Here is a 9,689-nt window from a genome sequence, read left to right as displayed (position 1 = left end):
TGGGATACTCGCTTGCCAGCAAGCTTCCCACAGTGGCTTCGTGGCAGACCTGTGGGAGACCAGCTTGCTGGCGAGTTCCGGCCCTCTGGTGTTGGGATATTCGCTTGCCAGCAAGCTTCCCACAGCGGCTTCGTGGCGGATCCGTGGGAGGCCAGCTTGCTGGCGAGTTCCGGCCCTCTGGTGTTGGGATATTCGCTTGCCAGCAAGCTTCCCACAGCGACTTCGTGGCAGATCCGTGGCAGGCCAGCTTGCTAGCGAATTCCGGCCCTCTGGTGTTGGGATACTCGCTTGCCAGCAAGCTTCCCACAGTGGCTTCGTGGCGGATCCGTGGGAGACCAGCTTGCTGGCGAATTCCGGCCCTCTGGTGTTGGGATATTCGCTTGCCAGCAAGCTTCCCACAGCGGCTTCGTGGCAGATTTGTGGGAGACCAGCTTGCTGGCGAATATAGCGGCTTGGTAGCCCCTTCCGTTACAGACCCGTGTCCATGATTGAAGCGCCGTGGCCCGCCAAACCGCGATGAACCTAAAAGAAGGCGTTTTAGTGCTTGCCAGGGCGTTGGGTCTGGTTTTGCATTATCGGCGTCCGGCGTCCGGCGTCCGGCGTCCGGCGTCCGGCGTCCGGCGTCCGGCGTCCGGCGTCCGGCGTCCAACACAAAAGGAGCAAGTCATGGCATCTTCCTTGGCGGATCAGGTGATCTGGATTACCGGCGCGTCCTCCGGTATCGGCGAGGCGCTGGCGGCGGAATACGCCCGCTACGGCGCTCGTCTGGTGTTATCGGCCCGGCGCCGGGAGGAACTGGAGCGGGTGCGGAACACCCTGGTGAACGCCGATCAACATCTGGTGCTGCCCCTGGATTTGAGCGACCTTGACGCCATGCCGGCGGCGGCGGAGCAGGTCATGGCCCGCTTCGGGCGGCTGGATCAGGTGGTGCACAACGGCGGCGTTTCCCAACGGTCGCTGGTGCGCGAGACCAGTGTGGAGGTGGACCGGCGCATCATGGCGGTGAATTACTTCGGCGCGGTGGCGCTGACCAAGGCGGTGCTGCCGGTGTTCCGGGCGGCCAAAGCTGGCCGTTTCGTGGTGGTAACCTCGCTGGTGGGGGAACTGCCGACCCCGCTGCGTTCCGCCTACAGCGCCAGCAAACACGCCCTGCACGGGTTCTTCGAGGCGCTGCGGGCGGAAGAATACGATGAGGGCATTCGCGTTACCCTGGTGATGCCGGGGTTTATCCGTACCCAGGTATCGGTGAACGCGCTGGTGGGCGACGGTTCCGCCCAGGGCACCATGGACGAGGCCCAGGAGCAGGGCCTGGCCGCCGAGGAGTGCGCCCGGCGGGTGGTGGAGGCCGTGCAGCGTGGCCGCGATCAGGTTATCATCGCCGGCCGCGAGCGCATGGGCGTGTATCTGAAACGATGGTGTCCGCCGTTGTACCGCCGCCTGATCCGCAAGATCAAGGTCACCTGACCCCTTAACTCACCAACCCGCAGAGCCCGTTCAGAGGTTGCCATGGCAAGCGTCACCGACAGTCTCGATGCCAAGCATCGCACCCACTTCAACAAGCTGCAGAAGAAACTGCGGCGGGAAGTGGGTAAGGCCATCGCCGATTACAACATGATCGCCGACGGCGACAAGGTGATGGTGTGTCTGTCCGGTGGCAAGGATTCCTACACCATGCTGGAGATTCTGCGCAATCTGCAGCTTTCCGCGCCGGTGGATTTTGAACTGGTGGCGGTGAATCTGGATCAGAAACAACCGGGTTTCCCGGAGCATGTACTGCCGGATTACCTGGAGAAGGAAGGGGTGTCCTATCACATCCTGGAGAAGGACACTTATTCCATCGTCAAGGAGAAGGTGCCGGAAGGGAAAACCACCTGTGGGCTCTGTTCACGGCTGCGACGGGGCAGCCTGTACGGCTTCGCCGAGGAGATCGGCGCGAACAAGATCGCCCTGGGTCACCACCGTGACGACATCGTCGAGACCCTGTTCCTGAACATGTTCTTCGGCGGCAAGATGAAAGCCATGCCGCCGAAGTTGCGCAGCGACGACAACAAGAACGTGGTGATCCGCCCGCTGGCTTACTGCCGGGAAAAGGACATCGTGCGCTTCGCCCGCTACAAGGATTTTCCCATCATCCCCTGCAACCTGTGCGGTTCCCAGGAGAATCTGCAGCGTCAGACCATCAAGGAAATGCTCAACAGCTGGGATCGTGAGCATCCCGGCCGTGTCGAGAGCATCTTTTCCGCGATTCAGAATATCGCTCCCTCCCAACTGGCGGACACCCGCCTGTTTGACTTTGAACACCTGGAAGACGGCGTGCAGCGAGCGGGGCAGCACGCCCATCGTCTGGATGTGGTCAACTTGTTCGGCGGTTGAAAGCGCCGGACGCCAGACGCCAGACGCCAGACGCTAAAGTCAAAACCCGGGGCTGCGGGCGTTGCGGAAATAAGAAATTGCCGGGAGCAATTTTTAACGTTGCTTGGCGACGGCCCGAAGGGTGACCGCCATGGACGGCGGTCATAAAAAGGTTCCTCGCGGTTTAGCGGGAAGGGTCGCTCCGGCGGGGGCTCCCGTATTGCCCGGTTACCTCGAAGACCTCCCTTCAGAGGTGGCTACAGCGCCGCTGTGGGAAGCTTGCTGGCAAGCGAATCGTCAACGGCTCAGGGCATTCGCGGCCAAGCGGAGCGCCGCCCGGGCCGCTTCCCACAGCAGTTTCGTGGCGGACCTGTGGGAGGCCAGCTTGCTGGCGAATTCCGGCCCTCTGGTGTTGGGATATTCGCTTGCCAGCAAGCTTCCCACAGCGGCTTCGTGGCATGATCCGTGGGAGACCGGCTTGCCGGCGAATATAGCGGCTTGGTAGCCCCTTCCGTTACAGACCCGTGCCCATGATTGAAGCGCGGTGGCCCGCCAAACCGCGATGAACCCTAAAAAGCGTTTTAGTGCTTGCCAGGGCGTTGGGTCTGGTTTTGCATTATCGGCGTCCGGCGTCCGGCGTCCGGCGTCCGGCGTCCGGCGTCCGGCGTCCGGTTTGTCATCTGGCAACTGACCCCCCGGTCAAACGTGTAAGGCCGGACCGTTTCAGGTAAAATGCCGCCGCTTTCCGGCCTCTGGGCCTCGCGCACCGCGCCGCCCGGGCCTTGTTTTCGACTCGACCAGAAGGTAGGAGCACATGACCGATCGCATTAAAAAGGGCGGACTGGAAATCGCCGCTGAACTTCATGATCTGGTAGTCAACGAAGTGGCGCCGGGTACCGGTGTGGATGTGGAACACTTCTGGGCGCAGCTGGAACAGATCGTGGCCGACCTGGCGCCGCGCAACAAGGCGTTGCTGGCCAAGCGTGACGAAATCCAACGGAAGATCGACGGCTGGCATCTGGAGCGCAAGGGCAAGCAGATCGACTTGCCGGAATACAAGCGCTTCCTCACCGAGCTGGGCTACCTGTTGCCGGAAGGCGATGATTTCAAAGTGGCGACCCGGAACGTGGACGACGAGATTGCCCATATCGCCGGCCCGCAGCTGGTGGTGCCGGTGAAGAACGCCCGTTTCGCGCTGAACGCCGCCAACGCTCGCTGGGGCAGCCTGTATGACGCGCTCTACGGTACCGATGCCATCTCCGAGGAAGACGGCGCCGAGCGCGGTGGCGCTTACAACCCGAAGCGCGGTGACAAGGTGATTGCCTTTGCCCGTGATTTCCTCGACACCTATTTCCCGCTGGCCAACGGCTCCCACAAGGACAGCACCGGCTACGCGATCCGCGACGGCAAGCTGGTGGTGAGCCTGACAGAGGGCGAATCCGGTCTGGCCGACGAAGGACAGCTGCGCGGCTACCTGGGCGACGCCGAGCGCCCCAGCGGCGTGCTGCTCAAGCACAACAATCTGCATGCGGAAATCCAGATCGACGATCAACATCCGATCGGCGCCGAGGACCCGGCCAACGTCAAGGACGTGCTGCTGGAATCCGCCATCACCACCATTCAGGACTGCGAGGACTCCGTCGCCGCGGTGGACGCCGAGGACAAAGTCGAGGTGTATCGCAACTGGGCGGGCCTGATGAAAGGCGATCTGAAGGAAAGCTTCGACAAGGGCGGCCGCACCCTGACCCGCGCCCTCAACCCGGACCGTGAATACACCGCGCTGGACGGCGGCAAGCTGGTGCTGCCGGGCCGTTCCCTGCTGCTGGTGCGCAACGTCGGTCACCTGATGACCAACCCGGCGATCCTGCACAACGGTGAAGAAATCCCGGAAGGGATCATGGACGCCATGGTCACCGTGCTGGCCGCCATCCACGATCTGAAGAAGCAGGACGGCGCCGATTTCCGCAACAGCCGCACCGGCTCCGTGTACATCGTGAAGCCGAAAATGCACGGCCCGGAAGAAGTGGCGTTCGCGGTGGAACTGTTCGAGCGGGTGGAAAAAGCGCTGGGCCTGCCGGCCAATACTCTGAAGATCGGCATCATGGATGAAGAGCGCCGCACCACCGTCAACCTGAAGGAATGTATCCGCCAGGCCAAGGACCGGGTGATCTTCATCAACACCGGTTTCCTCGACCGTACCGGTGACGAGATGCACACTTCCATGGAAGCGGGCCCGATGGCGCGCAAAGGCGATATGAAAGGCATGCCCTGGATCAACGCCTACGAAAACTGGAACGTGGATATCGGCCTGGAATGCGGCCTGCAAGGCGTGGCCCAGATCGGTAAAGGCATGTGGGCGAAGCCGGACGAAATGGCGGAAATGATGGCCACCAAGGCCGGTCACCCGAAAGCCGGCGCCAACTGCGCCTGGGTGCCGTCACCCACCGCCGCCACCCTGCATGCGATGCACTACCACGAAGTGAACGTGCAGCAAGTGCAGGAGCAGCTGGCCAGCCGTGGCCGTGCCTCCCTGGACGACATCCTCACCATTCCGTTGCTGGAAGGCGAACTCACCGCCAACGAAATCCAGCAGGAGCTGGACAACAACGCCCAGGGTATCCTCGGCTACGTGGTGCGCTGGGTAGATCAGGGCGTGGGCTGTTCCAAGGTGCCGGACATCAACAACGTCGGCCTGATGGAAGACCGCGCCACCTGCCGTATCTCCAGCCAGCACATCGCCAACTGGCTGCACCATGACATCGTCACCGAGGAACAGGTGATGGAGTCCATGAAGCGCATGGCGCAAGTGGTGGACAAGCAGAACGCCGGTGACCCGACCTACATGGACATGGCGCCGAACTTCGATGACAGCATTGCCTTCCAGGCCTCCTGTGATCTGGTGTTCAAGGGTTGCGAGCAGCCCAGCGGCTACACCGAGCCGGTCCTGCACCGCCGTCGCCGTGAACTGAAAGCCAAACTGGCCGGCTGAACGTAGTACGCCATTCGCCGCCAAGGCGGCTTCCCACGGTGGTTTCGTAGTAAGGCTGTGGGAAGCCAGCTTGCTGGCGAATGGTGCCCCTGGCGTCCGAGGATTTACTCGAGAGTAATTTCCTACGGCGGTTTTCTATCCCTCTCTGTCGGGCGCGATTACCTTTCACGCCCGGCTTCCCTCCGGCAGCCGCTCCCACAACGGCGCGTCTCCAAGACTTTCCGATACGAACTCCACGAAGGCCCGCACCCTTGGCGGCACTTGCTTGCGTTGCGGCATCACCGCGTGGATGGCGGTGTCGGCCAATTGATAATCCGCCAACACCACCTTGAGACGGCCCTGGCACAGGTGTTCGTGGATGTGCCAGAGCGAATGCTGGGCAATGCCCAGGCCGGCGAGCACGGCTTCGGTCAGCAACTCCCCCTGATTGGCGCGGACCGGGCCGCTGACTCTGACCGGGCATGGCCGTCCGTCCGGGTCGCGCAGATCCCAGACGTCCTGCCGGTCCGGATGGCTGGTCAGCAGCAGACAGGGGTGATCGGCCAGTTCCCGGGGATGGGTGGGCACCCCGTGGCGGGCCAGGTAATCGGGGGATGCGCACAGCACCCGCTTGTCGTCGGCCAGTCGTCGCGCCACCAGGGAGGAGTCCTTGAGCACACCGATACGAATGGCGAGATCAAACCCTTGCCCCACCAGGTCCACCTGGTCATCGCTCAGATGCACGTCCAGGCGCACTTGCGGGTAGCGTTGCAAAAAACCGGGCAGCAGCCGGGAAATATACTGACGCCCGAATGCCGGTGGCAGCGCCAGACGAAGGGTGCCGCTGATCTCGTTGGCGCTTTGCCGGAGCCCATTGGCCAGGGCTTCCAGGTCTTCCACCAGCAACCGCCCCCGCTCCGCCAGAAGCCGGCCCTCGGGGGTAGGGTGGAGACGGCGGGTGGTGCGGTGCAGCAGACGTACCTGCAGATCCCGTTCCAGCCGCTTCAGACGCTGGCTGGCCACCGCCACGGAAAGGTCGAGGGTACGTGCCGCGGCGCTGATCGAGCCCTGATCCAGCACGCGTAGGAACAGCGCGATGTCACTGAGTCTCTCCATGGTTCGTCCAAGGCAGAATTGAAGCAGTATTTTCAAGAAAATATTGAAAGTGAATAAAAGGTTATATTGTTTTTGTGAAAGAGGTAAAGCCCTAGCATGCCGTCTCTCGATCCCATTCCCTCGGAGAACGGTCATGAAAGACCCGCGACAGGGCGGCATACCCTGGGCGCTGTACGCGCTGACCATCGGTGCCTTTGGCATTGGCACCACTGAATTCGTGATTATGGGCGTGCTGCAGCAGGTGGCGGACGATCTGGGCGTCAGCATCGTCGCTGCTGGCCTGCTGATATCCGGCTACGCCCTGGGCGTGTTCGTCGGTGCGCCTTTGCTGACCGCCACCACTGGGGGCCTGTCCCGCAAGCGGGTGCTGGTCGGGCTGATGCTGATCTTCACCGTCGGCAACCTGGCCTGCGCCCTGGCGCCCAACTACACCGTGCTGATGGTGGCGCGGGTGATCACCTCCCTGGCCCATGGCACCTTCTTTGGCGTCGGCTCGGTGGTGGCCACCTCCCTGGTGCCACCGCATCGCCGTGCCAGCGCCATCGCCATCATGTTCACCGGTCTCACCGTGGCGACCCTGCTGGGTGTGCCGGCCGGCGCCTGGCTGGGTGTGGAATACGGCTGGCGTATTTCGTTCTGGGCCATCACCGGTATCGGCGTGCTGGCGACCCTGGTGATCCTGGCCCTGGTGCCCACCGATCAGGGCGGGCAGGGCGGGGAATCGTTCCGTGACGGATTCCGGGTCATTGGGCGCGGCACGGTGTTGCTCGGGCTGCTCACCACGGTTCTGGGTTACGCCGGCGTGTTTACCGTCTTTACCTACATCCAGCCCATGCTGGTCCGCCTGGCCGGCTTTTCCGAAGCGCAGGTGTCCTCGATTCTGCTGGTCTTCGGCGTAGGCATGATCGCCGGCAATCTGGCCGGTGGCCGGCTGGCCGACCGTAACCTGCCGCGCGCCATCGGCGTGACATTAACGATATTGGCGCTGGTGCTGGCAATGACCGGCCCGGCGCTGCGGCACCCGGTCACCGCGGTGGTGTTCGTCGGCCTGCTTGGTGCCGCCAGTTTCGCCACCGTGGCGCCGCTGCAACTGTGGGTGCTCAGCCGTGCCGAGGGCGCCTCCAGTCTGGCTTCCAGCTTCAATATCGGCGCCTTCAATCTGGGTAACGCCCTGGGCGCCTGGCTCGGCGGCGCGGTGATTCACTCCGGCACCGGTTTGACCGGCATTCCCTGGGTGGCTTCGGCGGTCACGCTGTCCGGCCTTGCCCTGGCGCTGTGGGCGCTGCGGCGGGAACGCCAGCGCGCGCCGCTGCTTGAAACCGGGGACTGTGCCTGAGCCGCTGTGGGAAGCCTGCTCGCAGGCGAATTCCATCAGACCAACATCAGACCAAGGAGAAACAATCATGGAACACCGTTATCTGGGACACTCCGGCTTCAAAGTGCCGGCACTGGGCTTTGGCGCCGGCACCTTCGGCGGCAAAGGGCCGCTGTTCAGCGCCTGGGGAAACACCGGAGTGGAGCAGGCGCGGCGGCTGGTCGACCTGTGTCTGGAAGCTGGAGTGACCCTGTTCGACACCGCCGACGTGTACTCGGACGGCGCCTCCGAGGAAGTACTCGGGGCCGCTGTCGCCGGCCGCCGCGACCAGGTGATTCTGTCCACAAAAGTGAGCCTGCGAAGCGGAGAGGGCGCCAATGACGTGGGCGCCTCCCGTCATCATCTGGTGCGGGCGGTGGAGAGTTCGTTACGGCGGCTCGGCACCGATTACATCGACCTGCTGCAACTGCATCACTTTGACGCCATGACGCCGGTGGAACAGGTGATGGCGACCTTGGACGATCTGGTGCGCTCCGGCAAGGTCCGTTACATCGGCGCCTCCAATTATTCTGGCTGGCAATTGATGAAGTCCCTGGCGGCGGCGGACCGCTACGGCTACAGCCGCTTCGTCGCCAACCAGACTTATTACTCGTTGATCGGTCGCGACTACGAGTGGGAACTGATGCCGCTGGGCCAGGACCAGGGACTGGGCGCGCTGGTGTGGAGCCCGCTGGGCTGGGGACGCCTCACCGGCAAAATACGCCGTGGGCAACCGCTGCCCGAGGGCAGCCGTCTGCATGAAACCGCCGGCTTCGCCCCGCCAGTGGAGGAAGAGCGGCTGTACAACGTGGTGGATGCGTTGCTGACGGTGGCGGAGGAAACCGGCAAAACCGTGCCGCAGGTGGCGATCAACTGGCTCCTGCGCCGGCCCACGGTGTCCTCGGTACTGATTGGCGCCCGCAACGAACAGCAATTGCGCGACAACCTGGGCGCGGTGGGCTGGTCCATGACGGAGCCACAGGCCGCCCGGCTCGACAAGGCCAGCGCGGTGACACCGCCGTACCCCTACTATCCGTACTGGAACGGCCAATTCGCCGAGCGGACGTCGCCTTTGGTGTGAAGGAAAGGGGATCTGACTCGAATGGCACTTACTTAGTCGATAAGACCTTGATCCAGAAACAAAAAAGCTGATCCAATGGCAGCGTGTTTATCTCGCCAAAGAATCCACACCCCGCCAAGGATCAGCTCCCATGGATGCTAAACAGAATCGATTTCAGCAGCAAGCAATCAAACAGCAGTTGTCCCGCCAAGATGCCATCCGTTTTTTCAATCTACTCACCTCGGCAGAACTCTTTGATGTACTGGAATCCTTATTGCCCGAGCACCGCGAGCGCCTCTTCCCGCCAACGGAAACCTTGGCGATGTTTCTGAGCCAGGTGATGCAAGCGGATCGCTCCTGTCAGCGAGTGGTCAACGAAGCTGCGGTGGCACGCTGGCTGGGAGGGCGCAAGGCGTGCAGTACTTCCACGGGCGGCTATTGCAAAGCTCGGCAGCGTTTACCACTGGAATTGGTCTCATCTCTGGCACGTGCCACAGGCGCGTTGATCAACGAGAAAGTACCTGATGACTGGCTCTGGCAGGGGCGGCCTGTTCGCATCGTTGACGGCACCACAGTGACCCTGCCGGACACGCCCGCCAATCAAGAGGTTTACCCCCAGCAGCGCTCGCAGAAGCCTGGTCTGGGCTTCCCACTGTGTCGTATTGTCGCCGTCACCTGTCTGGCCAGTGGTGCCGTACTGAATGCGGCAATGGGGCCTTACGCGGGTAAAGGCGCCAGCGAACACACCCTGTTCCGTTCGTTGCTGCCTGGCTTCAATGCCGGCGATATCCTCCTGGGGGACGGTCTGTATGGTAGTTATGTGATTCTGGCGGACTGTC

7 protein-coding genes are annotated in these 9,689 nt (G+C 62.7%); 6 read left to right on the top strand and 1 reads right to left on the bottom strand.

Features of this window, described 5'->3' with window-relative positions:
• Positions 1-666 precede the first annotated feature (666 nt).
• From E0L37_RS21045 to E0L37_RS21035, 3 genes are all read left to right on the top strand, one after another.
• On the top strand, positions 667-1,464 hold the full coding sequence (locus tag E0L37_RS21045; RefSeq protein WP_133493603.1) for an SDR family oxidoreductase: 798 nt from the start codon (positions 667-669) through the stop codon (positions 1,462-1,464).
• Between the two features lie 42 nt (positions 1,465-1,506).
• Positions 1,507-2,373 (top strand): tRNA 2-thiocytidine(32) synthetase TtcA, encoded by an 867-nt coding sequence (gene ttcA / locus E0L37_RS21040; RefSeq protein ID WP_133493602.1) that lies wholly within the window; start codon positions 1,507-1,509, stop codon positions 2,371-2,373.
• A 793-nt stretch (positions 2,374-3,166) separates the two neighbouring features.
• Entirely contained in the window at positions 3,167-5,341 is a 2,175-nt protein-coding gene (locus E0L37_RS21035; protein WP_133493601.1) for a malate synthase G, read from the top strand.
• Positions 5,342-5,506: 165 nt separating this feature from the next.
• Here the strand turns inward: E0L37_RS21035 and E0L37_RS21030 are convergent, their stop codons facing one another.
• A complete protein-coding gene (locus tag E0L37_RS21030; protein ID WP_133493600.1) occupies positions 5,507-6,436 on the bottom strand; it encodes a LysR family transcriptional regulator in 930 nt (309 codons plus the stop codon).
• A gap of 133 nt (positions 6,437-6,569) precedes the next feature.
• On the opposite strand from E0L37_RS21030, the gene E0L37_RS21025 reads away from it, so the two are divergent.
• The 3 genes from E0L37_RS21025 to E0L37_RS21015 all read left to right on the top strand — a co-directional run.
• Complete coding sequence (locus E0L37_RS21025; RefSeq protein ID WP_133493599.1) at positions 6,570-7,772, top strand: MFS transporter; 1,203 nt, start codon at positions 6,570-6,572, stop codon at positions 7,770-7,772.
• 67 nt (positions 7,773-7,839) lie between these two features.
• Positions 7,840-8,871 carry an aldo/keto reductase gene (locus tag E0L37_RS21020; RefSeq protein WP_133493598.1) on the top strand — a complete coding sequence of 344 codons (1,032 nt, stop codon included), beginning with the start codon at positions 7,840-7,842 and terminating at the stop codon, positions 8,869-8,871.
• Between the two features lie 130 nt (positions 8,872-9,001).
• On the top strand, positions 9,002-9,689 hold a 688-nt coding region (locus E0L37_RS21015), incomplete at its 3' end, for an IS4 family transposase (protein WP_133491545.1).

Origin of the sequence: Alcanivorax sp. 24, from assembly GCF_004360225.1 — a bacterium.
GTDB classification, from domain to species: domain Bacteria; phylum Pseudomonadota; class Gammaproteobacteria; order Pseudomonadales; family Alcanivoracaceae; genus Alloalcanivorax; species Alloalcanivorax xiamenensis.
The sequence above is the reverse complement of the archived record's forward strand: the minus strand, read 5'-3'. Positions and strand labels throughout refer to the sequence as shown.

What these genes read in the sequence shown, in the direction of transcription:
- ttcA (WP_133493602.1), top strand. Translation starts at nt 1,507, where the DNA reads ATGGCAAGCGTCACCGACAGTCTCGATGCCAAGCATCGCACCCACTTC.
- E0L37_RS21025 (WP_133493599.1), top strand. Translation starts at nt 6,570, where the DNA reads ATGAAAGACCCGCGACAGGGCGGCATACCCTGGGCGCTGTACGCGCTG.
- E0L37_RS21035 (WP_133493601.1), top strand. Translation starts at nt 3,167, where the DNA reads ATGACCGATCGCATTAAAAAGGGCGGACTGGAAATCGCCGCTGAACTT.
- E0L37_RS21030 (WP_133493600.1), bottom strand. Translation starts at nt 6,436, where the DNA reads ATGGAGAGACTCAGTGACATCGCGCTGTTCCTACGCGTGCTGGATCAG.
- E0L37_RS21020 (WP_133493598.1), top strand. Translation starts at nt 7,840, where the DNA reads ATGGAACACCGTTATCTGGGACACTCCGGCTTCAAAGTGCCGGCACTG.
- E0L37_RS21045 (WP_133493603.1), top strand. Translation starts at nt 667, where the DNA reads ATGGCATCTTCCTTGGCGGATCAGGTGATCTGGATTACCGGCGCGTCC.